At 75.7% G+C, this 18234-nt stretch carries 13 protein-coding genes; 3 read left to right on the top strand and 10 right to left on the bottom strand.

What is annotated here, in order from left to right; translation table 11 throughout:
- Window positions 1-104 precede the first annotated feature (104 nt).
- The 7 genes from fxsT to ACIGW2_RS05180 form a co-directional block, all read right to left on the bottom strand.
- Window positions 105-3101, bottom strand: coding sequence for an FxSxx-COOH system tetratricopeptide repeat protein (fxsT, locus tag ACIGW2_RS05210; protein WP_399841193.1), 2997 nt, complete (start codon window positions 3099-3101; stop codon window positions 105-107).
- 55 nt (window positions 3102-3156) lie between these two features.
- Window positions 3157-4440 carry an aKG-HExxH-type peptide beta-hydroxylase gene (locus ACIGW2_RS05205; RefSeq protein ID WP_399841190.1) on the bottom strand — a complete coding sequence of 428 codons (1284 nt, stop codon included), beginning with the start codon at window positions 4438-4440 and terminating at the stop codon, window positions 3157-3159.
- A 69-nt stretch (window positions 4441-4509) separates the two neighbouring features.
- Complete coding sequence (locus tag ACIGW2_RS05200; protein ID WP_361579390.1) at window positions 4510-4704, bottom strand: hypothetical protein; 195 nt, start codon at window positions 4702-4704, stop codon at window positions 4510-4512.
- 147 nt (window positions 4705-4851) lie between these two features.
- Window positions 4852-8019: an SAV_2336 N-terminal domain-related protein gene (locus tag ACIGW2_RS05195; RefSeq protein ID WP_399841187.1), complete on the bottom strand. Its 3168-nt coding sequence runs from the start codon at window positions 8017-8019 to the stop codon at window positions 4852-4854.
- A 7-nt stretch (window positions 8020-8026) separates the two neighbouring features.
- Window positions 8027-9067, bottom strand: coding sequence for an AAA family ATPase (locus tag ACIGW2_RS05190; RefSeq protein WP_399841185.1), 1041 nt, complete (start codon window positions 9065-9067; stop codon window positions 8027-8029).
- 220 nt (window positions 9068-9287) lie between these two features.
- Complete coding sequence (locus ACIGW2_RS05185; RefSeq protein WP_399841182.1) at window positions 9288-11375, bottom strand: trypsin-like peptidase domain-containing protein; 2088 nt, start codon at window positions 11373-11375, stop codon at window positions 9288-9290.
- Entirely contained in the window at window positions 11372-11806 is a 435-nt protein-coding gene (locus ACIGW2_RS05180) for a CU044_2847 family protein (RefSeq protein ID WP_391652492.1), read from the bottom strand. The genes ACIGW2_RS05185 and ACIGW2_RS05180 overlap by 4 nt, the downstream gene beginning before the upstream one ends.
- Window positions 11807-11912: 106 nt before the next feature.
- On the opposite strand from ACIGW2_RS05180, the gene ACIGW2_RS05175 reads away from it, so the two are divergent.
- A complete protein-coding gene (locus ACIGW2_RS05175; protein ID WP_031091411.1) occupies window positions 11913-12095 on the top strand; it encodes a DUF6104 family protein in 183 nt (60 codons plus the stop codon).
- A 496-nt stretch (window positions 12096-12591) separates the two neighbouring features.
- On the opposite strand, the gene ACIGW2_RS05170 is transcribed toward ACIGW2_RS05175, so the two are convergent.
- Window positions 12592-13413, bottom strand: a complete 822-nt coding sequence (locus ACIGW2_RS05170; RefSeq protein ID WP_399841179.1) for a hypothetical protein — start codon at window positions 13411-13413, stop codon at window positions 12592-12594.
- Between the two features lie 237 nt (window positions 13414-13650).
- On the opposite strand from ACIGW2_RS05170, the gene ACIGW2_RS05165 reads away from it, so the two are divergent.
- Window positions 13651-14535, top strand: a complete 885-nt coding sequence (locus ACIGW2_RS05165) for a DUF4097 domain-containing protein (protein ID WP_391652928.1) — start codon at window positions 13651-13653, stop codon at window positions 14533-14535.
- A 1-nt stretch (window position 14536) separates the two neighbouring features.
- Complete coding sequence (locus tag ACIGW2_RS05160) at window positions 14537-15427, top strand: helix-turn-helix transcriptional regulator (protein ID WP_391652490.1); 891 nt, start codon at window positions 14537-14539, stop codon at window positions 15425-15427.
- Between the two features lie 13 nt (window positions 15428-15440).
- Here the strand turns inward: ACIGW2_RS05160 and ACIGW2_RS05155 are convergent, their stop codons facing one another.
- Together ACIGW2_RS05155 and ACIGW2_RS05150 are read right to left on the bottom strand one after the other, a co-directional pair.
- The gene (locus tag ACIGW2_RS05155; RefSeq protein WP_399841175.1) at window positions 15441-16889 is read right to left on the bottom strand and encodes a cellulase family glycosylhydrolase; all 1449 of its coding nucleotides are present in this window, start codon (window positions 16887-16889) and stop codon (window positions 15441-15443) included.
- Between the two features lie 148 nt (window positions 16890-17037).
- Window positions 17038-18003 (bottom strand): zinc-binding dehydrogenase, encoded by a 966-nt coding sequence (locus tag ACIGW2_RS05150; RefSeq protein WP_391652488.1) that lies wholly within the window; start codon window positions 18001-18003, stop codon window positions 17038-17040.
- Window positions 18004-18234 lie beyond the last annotated feature (231 nt).

Raw genomic sequence — 18234 nt, 5'->3', positions numbered from 1 at the left:
CGCGACGGCCGTACGACCGGAGGCCCGGCTCCCCGAGAGGGGGGCCGGGCCTCCGGCGTGTGTACGGGGCCGTGCCACGGGGCCGTGCGTACGGGCCCGAGGGTCTAGAAGTAGGCCTCGAAGTCCCAGTAGGGGCGGATGCGCTGACGGGCCGACAGGGTGTGCGGGTGCTGGGCGCCCAGGGTCCGGGTGAGGGTGAGCAGGGCGTCCTCCTCCAGCTTGCCCGCCTCCTCGATCTCCCTGAGGCCCCGCAGGTCGGTGGCGAGGGCGATCTGGCAGGACAGGGTGAGCGGGTGGTCGTTGCCCAGGGTGTGCCGGGCCCGGCGCAGGGTGTCCCGGCTGAGTTCCGCGGCGTCGGTGACCCGGCCGTTGAAGTTCCGCGCGGCGCTCGCGTTGAGCGCGGCGCCGAGCACCCAGGGGTGGTCCGGGCCGAGCGAGGCGGTGAGTCCGCCGAGCGCCGCCTCCAGCATGGCGAGGGCGTCGGCGCGGTCACCGGCCGCCTGCATGACGAGCCCGGTGCTGCACAGCATGCCGGTGGCGAAGGGGTGGGCGGGGCCGAGCAGGGCCCGGTAGCCGGCCTCGGCCTCGGCGATCAGCTCGGTGGCCTTGCTCAGGTCACCGTGCTCCCGCAGGAAGTTGCCGTAGTCGTTGATGAAGGCCAGCGTCACGTAGTGGCCCCGGCCGTGGACCTGCTCCAGCTGGTCGAGGGTGCTCGCCATCATCGCGCCGATGTCCTGCTGGAAGCCGCCCTCGCGCCGCCGGCAGAGGGCGAGCTGGGCGCGGGCCTTGAGGGTCTGCGGGTGGAGCGCTCCGAGGACCTGGACGTGCATCCGCAGATTGGACTCCTGGCGGGCGAGGGCGTCCCGGTAGCGGCCGAGGAGCCGCAGGTCCTGGGCGCAGGCGATGCCGGAGTTGAGGGTGTTGGCGTGGCGGGGGCGCAGCACGTTCTCGCGGGTCGCCAGGGTCTCGACGTCGAGTTCGTACGCCTCCTGGTAGCGGCCGAGGAGCCGGAGTCCGAGGCCGAGGTTGAAGCGGGCGACGAGGCTGACGAAGTCGGTCTCGCCGAGCAGCCGCCGGGCCTCCTCCAGGACCTCGCGCTGGAGGGTCTCGGCCTCGGCGTACTGGCCGAGGTGGCGCAGGTCGCTGGCGAGGGCGCCGTCGCAGAGCATGATGCCGAGCTCGTTGACGGGCGTGGCCTCGCCGAGCCGCAGGCGCAGGGCGTGGTCCAGCTGGTGCGCCTCGCGGAAGCGGCCGCTGGCGCGCAGGACGTTGCCCTCCTGGGTGGTGAGGTCCAGCATCGGCTGGGCGAGCGGGTCCATGAAGCCGCTCCAGCTGGCCCGGATCTTCTCGGCCAGCCGGGACCCGGCCTTGAACTCGCCGCTGCGGTAGCAGTAGCGCAGGCAGTTGAGGACGGCGTTCTGGATGCGGGGGTTGCGGCTGGTGAGCGCGCCGGAGGGTTCCAGGTGGGGCAGCAGCTCGGCGTAGCGGGGCCAGTGGCGGCTGTCCATGGGGTTGCCGGGGTCGGCCTCGGCGAGCAGGGTGCGCACGGCCTTGCGGTGGGCCTCCCGGTGGGGGCCGTCGGTGAGCTGGCTGACGATGTCGTGGACGAGCCGGTGCATGTGCACGGACTCCTGGTGCGGTCCGGTCTCCGTGGTGGGGCCGCGCATCTCGCGGGTGATGACGGAGTAGTTGACCAGGGTGTCCAGGGCCCTGCTCCAGGTGGGCAGGTCGGTGGCCATCCAGCGCAGGTCGTCGGGGAGTTCGGCCTGGGGGTAGGCCCGGATGATCCCGAGCGGGATGCGGCCGGGGGCGAAGGAGGCGCACAGGCTGAGGATCTCGACGGCCTGGGGCTGGGTGCGGCGGAGCCGGTTGATCAGTATGGCCCAGGAGGTGAGGGAGGCGTGCGGGTAGCCATGGGTGGCGGCGGCCTCGTCGACGGTGGAGATCCGGCCCTCCCGCACCATGCGCAGGTACTCGGGCACCTCCATGCCGGACTCGCCGAGCCAGGCGGCGGCCTGGACGAGCGGCAGCGGCACGTCGCCGAACTCGGCGGCGACCTCGTCGGCCTCGGGGGCGGAGATGTGCGGGGCGCGGCGCATCAGGTAGCCGGTGGACTCGGCCCGGTCGAAGCTGGGCACCTGGAGGATGTCGGTGTGTTCGGCCCAGGCCCGGTTGCGCGAGGTGATGAGGACGTGGCCGGGGCCGTGCGGCAGCATGACCTCGGCGCCGTCGGTGTCGTCCCAGCCGTCGAAGATCACCAGCCACTTGCCCTGCGGGTCGCCGCGGCGCAGGGCCTCGCGGACGGCGCGGATGCGTTCGCCGGGTTCGTTTCCGGTGGCGAGGCCGAGGGCGGCGGCGAGCTCTCCGAAGCGGTCGCGCTGCACGTTGCGGTCGTCGGAGCTGACCCACCAGACGACGTCGTAGTCGGGGCTGAAGCGGTGCGCGTACTCGGCGGCGATCTGGGTCTTGCCGATGCCGGACATGCCGAGCAGGGTGCACGCGGCGTTGCCGCGCTCGGCGTCCATGAGGCGTTCCTGGAGGTCGGTGAGGAGGTCGTCGCGGCCGGTGAAGCGGGGGTTGCGGCGCGGCACCTCGCCCCAGATCTCGGGGGGCGTGTCGGGGTAGCGGACGAGGGAGGCCGGTGCGACGCGGCGGGCGGGCCGGCGCTGCTCGATGCCGAGCCGGCTGAGCAGCCGGGCCTCGGCCTCGTCCTCGCCGACGCCCCAGAGGCTGACGGGTTCGAGGACGGCGGTGGCCGGCAGCAGGGGGCGGTTGGTGAGGTTGACGGCGGCGAACCGGTCGGCCTGCGCCGCGACGAAGCCGCGGAGCACGTCGTTCCACTCGCCGGCCGGGCGGGGGCCGAGTTCGAAGAACCAGTCGTTGAGGACGAGGAGGACCTGTCCGCGGGCGAGCAGGAGGTCGCCGAGGGAGTCCTCCAGGGGGACCTCGCGCGGGGGGTCCCAGCGCTGCAGGGTGTTCCGGACGCCCTGGAGGTCGAGTCGCTGTGCGATCCAGGTGGCCCAGGGGCGGTGATAGCCCGGAAAGACCACCAGGACGTGTTCCGGTCCGGTCGTGGCGCCGGCCCGCCCTTGTTCCGCCATCGTGTCTCCCTATCCGCTCACGCGCCACGGTGTGTCACAACTGTGCGACACAGTGTCACCCAAGGGGTCCGCGCAGCCTGCCGAGGCTCGCATGATGCCTCTGCATGTGTCGCGCGAACTCCCGTCCTGCGATGGTCAGTTCATCGGATTCAAGCAGGATCTCCAGCGCTCCGCCCACCTGAAGGTGGAAGCGCTCGAACCGCTGTTCCGCGCGCGTGCGCCACTCCCTCGGCGCGCCGTCGGCGGCGACCGCGCGCCACCACAGGTCGCTGAGGGCGAGGTGCGCGTACACGCCCTGGTAGACCCCGGCGATGGGCCGGGGGTCGGTGCGCCAGCCGACCTGGTGCACCGACGCCCGCCCCTGCCGGTGCAGGGGGACGAGTTCGTGCAGGGCGGCCAGCTTGCTGTGGTGGACCTCGTGCACGAGGGTCTCGGCCATCGCGCGCGGACTGGCGGGAAGCGAGGCGAGGACGGCGCCCGGCGCGGCCCGGAGGGTGGCGCTCATCGGTACGGCGCCGGGCCCCGAGGCGCCGAGCGGGACGACGGCGCGCACGGAGCGCCGCACCTCGGCGGCCCGCACCGGGTCGATCCGGTGCAGCAGGCGGTGCGCGCCGCGCCAGCGCTCGTACCAGGCACCGGCGTCGACGGCGGCCCGGTCGGCCGCGACCCGGGACGGCGCGCCCACCCCGCCCGGCGGCACCCGGTACGGGTCCAGGTCGTCCAGCAGGGCCGCGGTGCCCGGCAGCGGCCGGAGGGCCGCCCAGCCGGGGCCGATTCCGGTGAGCCGGCCGCGGCCCGGGCGGGCGAGGAGGAGACCGCCCCGCGGCCCGCGGGCGCCCTCGGGGGCGATGCGCACCATCCGGCCGCGGGCCCGGATCCGTAACCGCTCGGCCCCCAGGTCACAGCGCCCGACGCCGGTCAGGGACAGGGTGCCGCCGGGCGCGACGGCGCTGAGGTCGAGCGGACAGCCGGCCCGGAGGGCGGCCGTGACGGCGATGGATTCCAGCCGGTCGAGGCGGTGTTCCAGCTCGGCGCCCGCCGGGGCGGCGAGGGCGGCGGCGAGCCACGCCCCGGTGGTGGGGTAGTCGAGGACCTCCCGCGCCACCACCGGGCGGGCGCGCTCGGCCCGTTCGAGCAGCCGCCAGGCGGCCTCGAAGCGCTGGCGCACGGCGGGCGCGACGAGGTCCCGCTCGCGGCGGACGCGGATCAGCAGGGCCTTGAGGAGCAGCAGCCGGTGTCCGCGCAGCCCGGTGCGGAGCGTCGACATGCCGAGGACGGCCGGTCCCGTCCTGGCCAGTTCGGCGAACTGGCCCTCGGCCAGGGGGCCGGCGGTCAGCATGCGCCCCCTCCGCCGGTGGGCGGCCGGCACGAAAATCCGGCCGAAAAGCGCCGGTGGGGGCGCGGGTCGTCAGGGGTTGCCCTCACTGACCCAGGACTCGCCGAGGTCGAACGCCCGGCCGAGCACCCGCTCGGCCTCGGCCACCAGAGCGGGATGGTCCACGACCCGAAGGGTGTGCAGGTCGACGGCGGCGAGATCGGACAGGGGCGGAGGCGGTCCGGCATCCCGGGCGGCGCCGGTCTGCCACTGCGTGTGCTCCAACACCCTCGGCTCCTCCTCACCGACCCTTGTCCCCCACGGTCGTAGCGGCGGAGCGGTTCTTCCCGACCGCGCAAACCCAGAAACCCGTTCGACTCAACTGCCCCCACGTGCGCCCCCGTCATCCGGCCGTTCCGATTGCGCTCCGCCGGCCTACGTCTCCACCGCCCGCCAGGGCCACCAGGGCGGGGCGAGTCGCTTCCGTTCCTCCCGCGACAGGCGGCCCGGTCGTGGGCGGGGGCTCGCCGTCACCTCCGCGAGCAGCGCCCGGGTCCGCTCCACGTCCGCCCAGTCCACCGGCACCAGGGCCGCGTCGAGGCGGCGCCACTGCTCGGTCGCCGCGCGCAGCGCCGTGGCGGCGGCCGACAGGCGGTCCATCAGGGTCAGGGCGGCGCCCTGGCCGTGCAGGGCGCGGGCCAGGGTGACGGTGCCGGGGTCCGGGCCGTGCGCCGTGCGGGCGTCGTCGGCCGCGCCCTGGTAGGCGGCGAGGGCGTCGCCGAGGCGCCCGTCCCGGGCGGCCTCGCTCAGCTGGAGGCGGACCCAGCCGAGCTGGAGGCGCACCTCCGCGCGGGCCGCCGGGTCCTGGGTGGTGCGGGCCGCCTGGTCGAGCAGGTGGCGGCTCTCGAAGAGGTCGGGCAGGAAGCCAGCGCGGTCGTAGCGCAGGGCGAGGACGCTGCCGATGAGGACGACGGTCCGGCCGCGCACGCCGGAGGTGGCGGGCAGACAGGTGAGGGCCTCGCGCAGCACGGACTCGGCGCGGTCGACGGGCCCCGTGCCGGTGCCGGCGGCGGCCCGGCGCAGCAGCGACTCGCCCCAGGTGAGCAGCAGCCGGCCGCGCTGTTCGCCCTCGGCGGGGGTGAGCAGGGTGGCCCGCTCGTAGGCCTCGTCGGCGGCGGGTCCGTCGCCGGTGGTCTCGTGCAGCCGGGCCAGCGCGGTGGTCCAGCGCAGCCGGAGCGCGAGGGAGTCGCCGAGCAGCGGTTCGGCGCGGTCGAGGGCGTCGGCCACGCGCGCGTGCGGGGCGGCGGCCAGGTGCAGGGCGTCCGCGAGGTCGAGCAGGACCGGGCCGGTGGCGCGCAGGGCGAGGGCGGCGGTGAACTCGGCGGCGGCCTCGGCGCCCTCGGCGCGGGCCAGGTGCAGCCGGCCGCGCCGTACCCGCAGGGCGTGCCGGTGGCTCTCGGGCCAGTCGGCCGGGTCGCCGGCGAGCGCGCCGAGGGCCGCGTCGAGCCGGGCGGTGTCGCCGGTGTGCCGCCACAGCGCGTACTGCACGGCGGCCTGTTCGAGCCGGGCCTCGGCCCAGTCGGGGCCGCCCGCCGGGGCGAGTTCCCCGGCCCGTACGAGCTCGGCGAGGGCCCGGTCCAGCAGGTCGCGGCGCTGTCCGCGGTCCCGTGCGGCGGCGGTGCCGGCCTGGGCGTGGAGGACCTGGCCGAGGACGAGCCGGGCCCCGGCGGCCTCCTCGGGGCGGGCGGGTGGTCCCTCGGCGCCGAGCGCGGTCTCGGCGAGGTCGCGGGCGGAGGCGAGGAGCGAGGGGTCGGACTGGCCGCGCCACTGGTCGAGCAGCCGGCGGGCGGCGGCGAGCGGTTCGGGGGTGACCAGGTCGGGGTGGTAGAAGCGCAGCACGCGCGCGGGGATGCGGGCGAACAGCTCGGTGGCGGCGCCCGGCCGCGGCTCGTCGTCCTCCGCCTCCGCCGGGACGGTGTCGGCGCCGGCGGCCGTGGCCGGTTCCCCGTCGGTGCCGTGGCCGTCGGTGCCGTGCCCGGCGAGCCGGGCGGCGGCGAGGGCGGGGAAGTTCCGCATGCCCTGTCCGAAGTGCCGCTCGACGAACTCGGAGCAGTGCTTGAGGACGAGCGCGGCGGCGCCTCGGTCGAGCGAGCCGAGGAGGTGGTCCTGCACGGCCGGCGGATAGCTGTAGCAGGGGTACGGGGTGGGGCCGGGCAGTCGCCGCAGCAGCCCGCTGAGCAGCACCTCGGCGAGCTCCATGGGCCCGGTGTCGGGCAGCATGGCGCGCTGCACGAGCTGCATCACGGGCAGTGCGAGCGGGGCGGCGGCGAGGTGCACCGCGAGCCGGACCGCCCCGGGCGAGGCCCCGGCCCGGAAGGCGCGCAGGAGTTCGTCGTCGGCGCGCCGGGCTGCGATGCGGCCGTCACCGGCGCCGGGCGGCAGCGGTCCGGCGGGCGCGGGCCCGACGCGGGCGGCCCAGCCGCGTACCGCTCCCCCGCCGTGGCCGGTGAGCAGCCGCGCCCAGGAGGCGAAGGCCTCCGGGGTGGGGGTGAGCACGGGCACGGCCCGCAGTTGGGCGGTGACCGGCTCCCAGTCCGGTTCGTCGGGCTCGAAGCGGACGTGTCCGCCGGGCCCCGCGGGCCGCTCCAGGGTGCCGGGTTCGACGGGCAGCGCGGTGCGCGACCAGAGCCGGGGCGGCAGCGGCTGGACGACCGCGAGCGGGGAGTGCCGGGGCCACTGGTGGAGCAGCCGCTGGGCGGCGCCGCGCTGCCAGAGCGGGCCGACGCAGTCGGAGACCACGAGGGTGAGGCGGCGCCCGGTGGGGTCGTGGAGCTGGTCGCCGGGGCGGAGCCGGGGCCGGCCGTCGGGCCCGCTGGTGGTGGTGACGAGCGGCGGGCCCTCGCCGGTGTCGTGCAGCCGGTGCACCCGGACGTCGCGGAAGGCGCCGGACTGCTGGCAGGCCTGGCGCAGTTCCTCGACCATCCGGGTCCACACGACCATGGCCGGCCCGGTGTCCATGAGGAGCTGGATGTCGGGCCGCTGCCCCGAGGCGGGGCGCAGCACGGGGGTGAGGATCCCGGAGGCGGCGCTGCGCTCGGCGGTGGCCTCCTCGTCGAGCCGCAGTCCGCCGGGGCGGGCGGGTAATCCGGCGGCGTAGTGGCGCAGCGGCCGGAGCGCCTTCTGGAGGCCGAGGAGACCGGGCAGGGCGTTGGCGCCGGGGGCGCGGACGGGCAGGGCGGCACCTCCGCCGCGGGCGCGCGCGGCGGCGGTGCCGGCGGCGGTGGCGGGGCCCGGGGTGCCGCCTTCGGCGAGCGGCATCAGCAGGTCGACGGTCTCGCCGGGCCGGCCGGGGGCGGGCTCGGGGCCGCCGGCGGGGTCCGGGGCGGCGGCCGCGGGGGCCGTGAGGTCGGCCGGATCCCGCCGGTCCTCGGGGGCGCCGGGCGCGGGTGGCGGGCCCGGCGGCGGGTCCCCGGTGCGGCCGGCGGGGTCGGCGCGCGGCAGCCACTGGGCGAGCCAGACGGCGTCCGCGATCTCCTCGGCCGTCGGGTCCTGCCCGCCGGCCCGGAGTCTGCGGGTGAGCTCTTCCAGATGCATCCGGTGCATCCGGCCATCACCTCGGCTGATCGAGCGGCTGCATGAGCATGTCCGCGATGCGGTCCCGGGTCACCCGCTCGGCGCGGGGGGCGTGCTGGGTCAGGTAGAGCGCGTTGAGCAGTTGGTCGGTGGCGATGACCTCGCCGGGCTCGCGGTTGAGGAAGCGGGCCACGAGGCCGGGTTCGGCCGCGGCGGCGTCCGCGCCGAGGTGGGCCTCGATCATGGCGTTGAGCTGCTCCTCGCCGGGCGCCTCCAGCTCCAGGCGGATGCAGCGGCGCAACAGGGCGGCGGGGAAGTCGCGTTCGCCGTTGGAGGTGAGCACGATGAAGGGGAAGGTGGTGCAGCGGACCCGGCCGCCGCGCACGGGCACCTTGCGCCCGTCGTCGGTGAGCACCTCCACGACCGGTTCGCGGTCGGCGAGCCGTTCCAGCTCGGGGATGGTGAACTCGCCCTCCTCCAGGGCGTTCAGGAGGTCGTTGGGCAGGTCGAGGTCGCTCTTGTCGAGCTCGTCGATGAGCAGCACCCGGGGCAGCTCGGAGGGCAGCAGGGCGGTGCCGAGCGGGCCGAGCCTGAGGTACGAGCCGATGCCTGCCGCGCTCGCGGCGCCGCCCTGCTCCGGCTGCTCGCCGGCCGCGCCTGCGGTACGGGCCTCGGCGCGGGCGCGTTCCAGCTGCACGTCCTGGAGGCGGCCGATGGCGTCGTAGCGGTAGAGGCCGTCCTGGAGCGTCGAGCGGCTGAGGATCGGCCACCGCAGCACCCGGCCGAGGCCCAGCTCGTGGGCGACGGCGTGCGCCAGGGTGGACTTGCCGGTGCCGGGGTTGCCGGTGACGAGCAGCGGACGGCGCAGATAGAGCGCGGCGTTGACGGCGTCGGTCTCGGCGGGCCGGGGGTGGTGGTTCTGCACGAGCCGGCGGCGCACGCCGAGCCGCCGGTCGGAGCCGGCCAGGGTGTCGTCGGCGCCGCCCGCGGAGAAGTCCCGCCAGGGCGGCGGGGCGGGCAGCCGCCGTATCTCGTCGTGCGGATGGCCGGCCCCACGGTAGATCCGCCAATCGTTCACGCCTGACCCCTCCTGGCTGTGATGCCTGCGCCGACCCCCGTCGACCGTACCGCTCGGGCCCCCGGTCCGTCCCCGGCCAATCCGGCCCCGTCTCGGGCGAGTTGGCCCGGGCGCCCGGGGCCCGTCCGGATCCGCACGCGCGCGTGGGGCGCGCCGGGGCCGTCCCCCGTCGAACCTGCCCCGCGCGGGGCAGGCCCAGTCCACCCGTCCCCGGTACGGCTCACGGCTCGTCCTCGCCGAGCAGTGACGGGCCCTCCAGGGGAGCCTCGAAGGGCGGGCGGTCGGGCGGGTCCCAGAGGACGGCGAGACCCTCGGCCCAGGCGTGCTCGGCGCGCTCGCGGGCGTCGGCCTCGGGGTCCCCGGCGCGCCGGCGCAGGGTGCGCACGGGCCGGTGCAGTCCGTCGGCGCTGCCGGCCCCGGCGAGCAGCACCCCGGCGCCCTTGTGGAACTCGGGGCAGTCGCCGTGCTCGCGGGCCGAGCGCCGCCACAGCGCGATCGGGTGTCCGGCGGCGAGCGCGGCGTCCAGGGCGCGCCGGCCGTCGCCGGTGCCGACCGGTCCGCAGTAGACCGGCACGCTGCCGTCGGGGGCGGCGTCCAGCCGCTCCAGGGAGGCGGCCCGGCTCTCCTTGCGCAGGTGCGGGGCGTGCGCCTCGGCGCCGGCGGCCGGCACCTCGGCGCGCAGCGGCACGGCCCGCAGCGGGCCGCCCTCGCTGCCCCGCCAGCGCCGGTGCCACTCCGGGGAGGCCTTGCGCTGGCGGCTGCGGTGGCGGTCGCGCAGGACGACGGTGCGGCGCTGGCCGAGCGGCAGGGACCGCTCGCCGAAGGGCTCGTCATCGGGGGCCAGCCGCCAGCTGTCGAAGGGCTCGTCGAACAGCTCGCGCGGCACCACGAACTCGACGGCGGCCAGGTGGTCGCCGCTGTCGCCGTGGCCGAGGGCCTCGTCGAGCGGGCCGCGCAGGCTGTCCTGGAGCCGGTCCCGGGGCAGGCCCTCGTCGTGGCCGGCCAGCGGGTTCATGGTGCGCCCGTCGAAGAGCAGCATCACGCGCCAGGTGTAGCGCGGGGCTCCGGTGGTCCAGGGCACGGGGTCGATCTCGATCCGCACGTCGGCGCGCGCGCCCGGCTTCCGTGCGGGGACGGCGGGGTCCGGCGGCGCGGGGTCGAGCAGGGCGGCGATCTCCTCGCGCACGGCGGCGTGGGCGTCGCCGGACTCGTCGGTGATCCAGTCGACCAGGCTCCGCAGTCCGGGCGCGGTCGGGCCGCCGGGGGCGGCCCCGGCGCCGTAGCGCTCGGTGAGGTGGCGGACGAGGTGCGCCGCGTACAGGAGCACGGCGTCGAGGCCGAGGTCGGTGCTGCCGCGGCCGTCCTCGCGGTCGCCGGTGTGCAGTTCGTGGAGCAGGCCCACCCCGTCGCGCCAGGTGCGGGCGCCGGTCTCCAGGACGGCCTGGTAGTCGGGGTGCAGGACCCGCCGCTTCACCGCGTCGACCAGGGCCATCACCTCGCCGGGCCCGGTGGGTGGGGGGAGTTCGGCGAAGCGCCCGTACAGATGGGTGCGCCGGGCGGGGCTGACCCCGCGGGCCGTGGCCGGCCACAGCGCCATCTGGGCGTCGGTCCAGGTGCGTCCGGGGCGCAAGGAGCGGTGCCGGGCCAGGTGGTGGCGGTCGTGGGCGCGCAGCACCTCGTGCAGCACCCGGCCGCCGGGCACGTCGTGCAGCTCGCGCAGCGAGGTGAGCGGCACGGCGGCGCCCTCGTCCTGCCCGCGGCCCTTGTTGACGCCGATGACGGCGCCCCGGCCGAGGTCGACGACCGGGCCGCCGGAGCAGCCCTCGACGGGCACGCCCCACTTGAGGAGCAGGGCGCCGCCCTCGAAGCCGTACGCCGTGCCGAGGACCTCCCGGACGCCGACCACCCCGGTCTGCCGGGCGAAGCCGTACAGCGCGACCTGGGTGGGGGTGGTGGGCGGGCGCTCGCTGAGCCGCACGCAGGCGGCGTCCTCGGCGCCCTCCACGCGGACCAGCGCGAGGTCGGGGAACTCCCAGAAGTCGAGCTCCTGCTCGGGCGTGGCCGGGCGCGGCTTGGCGAGCACCACGCGGCCGGTGGACCGGCCGCCCTCCCAGGTGATGCCGACGGCGGGCTCCTCCCTCCACACCGCGCTTCCCCCCTTGGCCACGACGTGGGCACAGGTCAGCACCCAGCCGGGGGCGATGAAGAATCCCGTGCCCCAGAACGGGTCGCCGTGCGGGTCATACCCGTCGTCCGGTGCGGCGATGCGCACCAGGGCGGGGCGCACGAGCGCGTCGAGGGCGCTCATACGGCGCGAGGGCCGTTCTCCGGGGAGGCGGCGGGTGCGGGGACGCCGGGTCCGGCGGCGGAGGCGGCCGGGTCGGGGGCGGGGGCAGGGCCGGTGGCCTCGCGGCCGGGCTCGGTCCAGGTCAGCGAGACGTTGACGGAGGCCTTGCCGCCGCCGTCGGCCAGCACCCCGATCACCTTGCCCGCCTGCGCGGAGAGCTCGATGCCGAAGCTGACCGCGACCTCGACGGAGCCCTGCGGGTCGAGCCCGGCCCGCAACGAGCCGACGACCCCGCGCACCACGTCCGTCAGTCCGCCGGCCATGGAGACCACCCGGTCCCCGATGCCGGTGTCCTGGAACCCGCCGCCCCGGCGCAGCTCCTCCGCCGCGCTGACCCGGGCCCACACGGGCGTGCCGTCGTCCAGCCGAATCCGGGCGATCCCATCCGTCACAGCGGCCCCCGCTCCCCGAAACGATGATGGAAGAGGCTAGACCGTGGGGCTCAGGAGGAACAGGGGACGCGGTCGGCTCCGGTGCACCACGGCCTATTCTGATCGCATGTACTTCACCGACCGTGGCATCGAGGAACTGGAGAAGCGGCGCGGCGAGGAAGAGGTCACCTTCGAGTGGCTCGCCGAGCAGCTGCGCACCTTCGTCGATCTCAACCCCGACTTCGAGGTGCCGGTCGAGCGCCTGGCGACCTGGCTGGCCCGGCTCGACGACGAGGACGAGGACGACTAGGGCCTGACCGGCGGATCAGGGTCGGACAGGCCCACAGGCCCCGGCGTCTGGCGCATGGGGCCTCGCCGGGGCCGCCAGGGCGGGGGGGGTTGAGGCGTCCCCGGGCCGTCAAGGCAGAGGGGTGGCGCCCCCAAGCCCACCGGGGCCGAACGTGGGGCCTCGCCAGGGCCGTCAGGACCGCCAGGACCGTCAGGGCCGTCAGGCCCGCCAGGACCGTCAGGGCCGTCAGGCCCGCCAGGCCCGCCAGGCCCGTCAGGCCCGTCAGGCCCGTCAGGGCCGTCAGGGCCGAGGACAGGCGTCGCGAGGCGCCGGAGCGTCTCGACAGCGGAGCCATCGGGGCGTTTCGGCGACGCGGCGAGGTGTCGTGCCGGGGGCACTCCCACCCCAGGCTCCGCCGGGACACCCCCACCAGGGCGACGCTCTGGGGAAGGCTGCGGAGCCGGTCATGAGCCGCCGGGCAGGCCCCAGTCCCCGCCGGGGCCGCCGTCCGGCCCCGTCACGGCGCCACGCGCGCGTGCAGGCGGTCGCCGGCGAGGGCGAGGGCTCCGTGGGCGACGAGCAGCGCTCCGGCCGTGGCCCAGCCGCCACTGCGGCGGGCGGCTCCCCAGGCGAGCAGCGGCAGCCCGGCCGCGAGCTGTGCGGCACCGAGGACCCGGGCCCGGGGGCCGTGGAGGTACGGGCCGACGCGGGTGTCCTCGACGACGTCGAGTTCGGCGCGTACGGCTTCCCGCCAGGACCCTTCGAGGAGTTCGGCGCCCCGGTCGCGGGCGGCGGCGCGCAGCCGGTCGGGGTTCCGGCCGGGCACGAGGCCGGCGGGCAGGGCGAGTCCGGTACGGGCGAGGACGGCGACGAGGCCGACCAGCCGGGCGTGGGCGTCGGCGTCCGGGTCGGGCCGGGTGAGCGGCTCCAGGGCCTGGACGTCGAGCACGGGGTCGAGTGCGAGCCGGTCGGCGAAGGTGCTCATGGCCTCGTCCTCGCCGGCCGGGGTGCCGTCGGCGAGCCAGGTGTAGCCGACGGTGCGGCGGAAGCCGGCGGCCAGGGTGAACCCGGCCCGGTCGGCGTCCCACCAGAGCGCGACCACCGGCCAGGTGGCGGCCGCGACGGCGAGCGCGGTGGCCCATCCGGTGACGACCCGGTCGACGGGCTCGCCGTCGTCGAGCCAGGGCTTTCCCTCCGGGACGAGCACGCTCCAGTCGGGACCCGCGGGCGCGAGCAGGAGCCGTTCGCGGAGCAGCTGGGCCGGCGGGCGGACCGCCGGGGGCTGGGCGCGGCAGAGCAGCAGCGCTCCGGCGGGGCGGGATCCCGGTGTCGCAGTCATGCCCCCCAACGTAGGGCAATGATCCGCTTTCATCCCTGAATGCCCCACTGCGGGCTGGATTCCTCACCGACTCTCCCCTGACGCCACCCCGTCAGGGGAGAGTCGGGGTTGACTTGGCCACACCGCGATATATCGTGTGTATCGGAAGACGCGATATGTTGCGTCATCGCCATGCGTCGCATCGTCGACGTCGACGTCGACGTCGACGTCGTGACCATCACACGGGAGGGCAGCACCATGACAGAGTGGTCCGTCACCGAGCCTCGCAGGATCCCGCTGACCGACCCCGTCCGGCGGCTCCAGATCCGTGTCGTCAACGGAGCGGTGAACGTGGTGGGCACCGACGAGAGTTCCGCACGCCTGGAGATCTCGGAGATCGAGGGCCCGCCGCTGATCGTCACGCAGGAGGGCTCCACGCTGGTCGTGAGCTACGAGGACCTGCACTGGAAGGGCATCCTCAAGTGGCTCGACCCCAAGGGCCACCGGCGCCGGGTCGTGGTCTCCGTGGCCGTGCCCGCCGGCGCCGACGTCGAAGTGGGCGCGATCGGCGCCGAGACGGTGATCTCCGGCGTGCGGGGACGCACCGCGGTGCGCGGCGTCACCGGCGACACCACCCTCGTCGGCCTGGCCGGCCCGGTCCGTGCCGAGACCGTCTCCGGGAACCTGGAGGCCCAGTCGGTCACCGGCGCGCTCCAGATCAACTCGGTGACCGGGGACGTCACCGTGATCGACGGTGCCGGCTCCGCCGTGAAGGCCGAGACGGTCAGCGGGGACATGGTCATCGACCTCGACCCGGCCGGCCAGGACGGACCGCCCGCCGACATCCGGCTGACCAGCGTCTCCGGCGAGGTCGCGATCCGGCTGCCGCACCCGGCCGACGCCCGGGTCGAGGCGACCACCACCAGCGGTGCGGTGTCCAGCGCCTTCGATGACCTGCGGGTCGGCGGCACCTGGGGCACCCGCTCCCTCACCGGCACCCTGGGCGCCGGCCAGGGCACGCTCAGGGCGACCACGGTCTCCGGCTCCATCGCCGTGCTGCGCCGCCCCGAGCCGGAGCCCGACGCCGACGGCCCCGGCGACGGCACGGCCGCCGCCTCCCCCGCGTCCGGAAAGGTCCTCTGACATGGCGCCCGTCTTCGCCCACGGCCGGCTCCGGCTCTATCTGCTCAAGCTGCTCGACGAAGCCCCCCGCCACGGGTACGAGGTGATCCGCCTCCTGGAGGAGCGTTTCCAGGGGCTGTACGCGCCCTCGGCGGGCACGGTCTACCCGCGGCTCGCCAAGCTGGAGGCGGAGGGCCTTGTCACCCACGCCACCGAGGGCGGACGCAAGGTCTACTCGATCACCGACGCCGGCCGGGCCGAGCTGGCCGGGCGCGGCGGCGAACTGGCCGATCTGGAGGAGGAGATCCGGGAGTCCGTCTCCGAGCTGGCCGCCGAGATACGCGACGACGTGCGCGGGGCGGCCGGGAAGCTGCGCAGCGAGATGCGGGCGGCGGCCTCCGCGTCCCGCTCGGCGGGCGCCTCGGCCTCCTTCGACGCCCGCGAGGAACTGCGCCGGGCCAAGCAGGAGTTCAAGGAGCAGGCCCGCCAGGCGCGGGCGGAGGCGCAGTCGGCGAAGCGCCAGGCGAAGGAGTACCAGCGGATCGCCCAGCAGATCCAGGAGCAGTTCCAGGACCGGTTGAAGGGCGGCGACTGGCCCAAGGGCGTCTGGGAGGGGATCTCGGACATCACCGCCCAGCTGGGCAATCTGGTGACGGGCACCGCCCACGGCCCGGCCGCCGGCCGGGCCGCCTCGCCCGAACAGGCCGTCTCCGACTGGGCGAAGGACATCACCGACGCGGCCGAGCCGGCCCGTGAGCTGGACCGGCTGCTCGACCGCTTCCGCGACGACGTCCGGGACGCCGCCCGGGACCACGGCGTGAGCCGTGACCAGCTGGCCGAGGCCCGCCGCCACCTCGCGGCGGCGGCGGACGGCATCCTGTCCCTGCTCGCCCCGGACCACCGCAAGGCGTAGCAGAAGGGTCCGGTCAGCCGCGGGCGGTGGCGGTCACCGTGACCGTGACGCGGCTGCCCGGGGCGGCGATCACCAGGGCCCTGCCCGGCGCGGGGCGGAGCACGACCGCCTGCCCCCGGGCCGCGACCTGCCACGCGCCCGGGGGCAGGGACAGCTCGGTGACGCGGGAGCCGCGGGGGCCGGCGGCCTCGTACTCCAGGCGGTAGACCCGGGCCGCCGCGTCGAAGGAGGAACCGCGGACGGTGCCCGCGACGGCCTCGGCGTAGGGCTCGGCGGTGAGCTCCTTGTTCGTGCGGAAGGTGCCGTCGGCGTTCACCGCGCAGTAGCCGCCGCCGTAGCACCAGACGTAGCCCGCCCAGCCGGAGCTGTAGCGGCCGAGCGAGGCCATGGCGTCGCGGTAGAAGCGGTTCATGTTCGGAAGGGAGTTGTTGAGCGGTCCCCACTCGCCGACGACCACCGGGACCCGGTACTCCCGGGGGTAGCGGGTGACCGCCTGCTCGTAGCTCTCGATCCAGCCGGCGGCCGGGTCGTAGTCGGCGCCCGCCTCCATGCCGGTGTTGTAGAAGTGCGGGGCGTAGACGACCTGGGGGTCGTCGATCCGGCCGAGGCCGGTGGGCACGCCCTCGCCCACGATGGGGGTGGGCTCGACGAAGACCCAGGCGTCGGGGTCGGCCGAACGGATCGCGTCCGCGAGCCGGTTGTACATCGGGGTGAGCTGCTCGCGCTCGATGCGGCGGGCCGCGGTGGGCAGGTCCTCTCCCTCGCCGAGTTCGCCCATGGGCTCGTTGATCGGGTCGTAGCCGAGGACGGCCGGGTGGTCGTCGAAGCGTTCGGCGAGGACCCGCCACATGCGGGCCTGGGCGCGGCGCAGGTCGGCGTCCTCGTAGAGGTGGGTGAAGGCGCGCTGGACGGCGGGCTGGAAGTACTCGGAGAACCAGTCGTCGGGGTTGCGCTCGAAGGGCAGGCCGTCGGTCCGGGTGGCCCACTCGGGGATGCCGCGGTGCCCGAAGGCGGGGCCGAAGACGTCCTGGTGGGCGTCGATCAGCACCTTGACGTCGTGCTTCTCGGCCCAGTCCAGGATGCGCCCGATCTTGTGCAGGTAGTCCTGGCTGTACTGGCCGGGCCGGGGCTCCAGGTCGTCCCAGAAGACCAGCAGGCGGGCGAAGTTGAAGCCCTGGGCGCGCAGGTCGCGGAAGTGCTTCTCGGTGATGGCGGAGAGGGCGGCCGGGCCGCGGTTGGCCTTGTCCTCGACGTTCCAGCCGCGCAGGGTGAGGACGCGGCCGCGGGCGTCGGTCAAGGCGGGAACGACCCCGTCCGCCGCGCCGGGCGCGGCCCGGTCCGCGGCGTGATCCGCGGCCTGGTCCGCCGCCCGGGCGGTGGCGGTCGGGGTGGTGGCGGTTGCGGTGGTGGGCGCGAGCAGCGCGGCGGCGAGGGCGCCCGCCACGAGGGTGGTACGCAACAAGGGGACCTCCGGCAGGCGATGTGAGCGTTGTTCACCTTTTCGCGGTGCCGGAGATCCCATCAGGACGGGCGTCCTGGTTCAAGGCCTCGGTCAGGACCGGTCCGGAAAACCTCGCGAGGTTCCGAGGAGGTGTCCTCGGGAAGTGCCCTCAGGAGGTGGTCAGGACGATCTTTCCGAAGAGCTCGCCCGCGGCCATCTTCTCGAAGCCCTCGCGGGCCCGGTCGAGCGGCAGCACCTCGTCGATCACCGGACGGACACCGGTGGCCGCGCAGAAGGACAGCAGGTCCTCCAGCTCGTCCTTGGAGCCCATGGTGGAGCCGACCACCCTCAGCTCCAGGAAGAAGATCCGGGTGAGTTCGGCGTGCGAGGGGCGGTCGCCGCTGGTGGCACCGGAGATGACCAGGGTGCCGCCGGGGCGCAGCGACTTGACGGAGTGGGACCAGGTGGCGGCGCCGACGGTCTCGATGACGGCGTCCACCCGCCGCGGCAGCCGCGCGCCGGGCTCGTAGGCCTCGACGGCACCGAGCTCGACGGCCCGCTTCCGCTTGGCCTCGTCACGGCTGGTGGCGTAGACGCGCAGGCCGGCGGCCTTGCCGAGGACGATGGCCGCGGTGGCGACACCGCCGCCCGCGCCCTGCACGAGCACCGAGTCACCGGGCCGCACACCGGCGTTGGTGAAGAGCATGCGGTACGCGGTGAGCCAGGCGGTCGGCAGGCAGGCGGCCTCCTCGAAGGAGAGCTCCTTGGGCTTGGGCAGCACGTTCCAGCTGGGCACGGTGACCCGCTCGGCGAAGGTTCCCTGGTAGCGCTCGGTCAGGATAGAGCGCGGCTCGTCGGGACCGACGCCGTGGCCGGTCTGGCCGATGACGGAGTGCAGCACGACCTCGTTGCCGTGCTCGTCGATGCCCGCGGCATCGCAGCCGAGGATCATCGGCAGCTTCTCCTCGGGCAGTCCGACCCCGCGCAGCGACCACAGGTCGTGGTGGTTGAGCGAGGCGGCCTTCACGGTCACGGTCGTCCATCCGGGCCGCGCCTCGGGCTCGGGGCGTTCGCCCAGTTCGAGGCCGTTCAGCGGCTGGTCACGGTCGATTCGGGCGGCATAGGCAGCGAACATGGCCCCGACCCTAGGCGCGCACCCGGTGATCGCGTAACCACACCCCGCTGTGACGCACGTCCCTCGTACCGTCCTCGCGCCGCCCCCGTACCGTCCTCGCGCAGTCCTCGTGCCGCCCCCGTACCTCCCCTCGTACCGTCCGCACCCCGCCCCGCGGGGCGGCACCGGCCGGCGGAACCGGCCGGCGGCACCGACCCCCTCCCCTACCCGCGAGTACGCGAAAGCCCCGCC

The sequence above is a fragment of the Streptomyces sp. NPDC053541 genome, assembly GCF_044544705.1.
GTDB lineage: Bacteria > Actinomycetota > Actinomycetes > Streptomycetales > Streptomycetaceae > Streptomyces.
This window is presented reverse-complemented; position numbering and strand designations above follow the sequence as displayed.

Excerpts from the sequence above, each read along its gene's own strand:
- fxsT (WP_399841193.1), bottom strand. The coding sequence starts at position 3,101 with ATGGCGGAACAAGGGCGGGCCGGCGCCACGACCGGACCGGAACACGTC.
- ACIGW2_RS05205 (WP_399841190.1), bottom strand. The coding sequence starts at position 4,440 with ATGCTGACCGCCGGCCCCCTGGCCGAGGGCCAGTTCGCCGAACTGGCC.
- ACIGW2_RS05195 (WP_399841187.1), bottom strand. The coding sequence starts at position 8,019 with ATGCACCGGATGCATCTGGAAGAGCTCACCCGCAGACTCCGGGCCGGC.
- ACIGW2_RS05185 (WP_399841182.1), bottom strand. The coding sequence starts at position 11,375 with ATGAGCGCCCTCGACGCGCTCGTGCGCCCCGCCCTGGTGCGCATCGCC.
- ACIGW2_RS05175 (WP_031091411.1), top strand. The coding sequence starts at position 11,913 with ATGTACTTCACCGACCGTGGCATCGAGGAACTGGAGAAGCGGCGCGGC.
- ACIGW2_RS05170 (WP_399841179.1), bottom strand. The coding sequence starts at position 13,413 with ATGACTGCGACACCGGGATCCCGCCCCGCCGGAGCGCTGCTGCTCTGC.
- ACIGW2_RS05165 (WP_391652928.1), top strand. The coding sequence starts at position 13,651 with ATGACAGAGTGGTCCGTCACCGAGCCTCGCAGGATCCCGCTGACCGAC.
- ACIGW2_RS05160 (WP_391652490.1), top strand. The coding sequence starts at position 14,537 with ATGGCGCCCGTCTTCGCCCACGGCCGGCTCCGGCTCTATCTGCTCAAG.
- ACIGW2_RS05150 (WP_391652488.1), bottom strand. The coding sequence starts at position 18,003 with ATGTTCGCTGCCTATGCCGCCCGAATCGACCGTGACCAGCCGCTGAAC.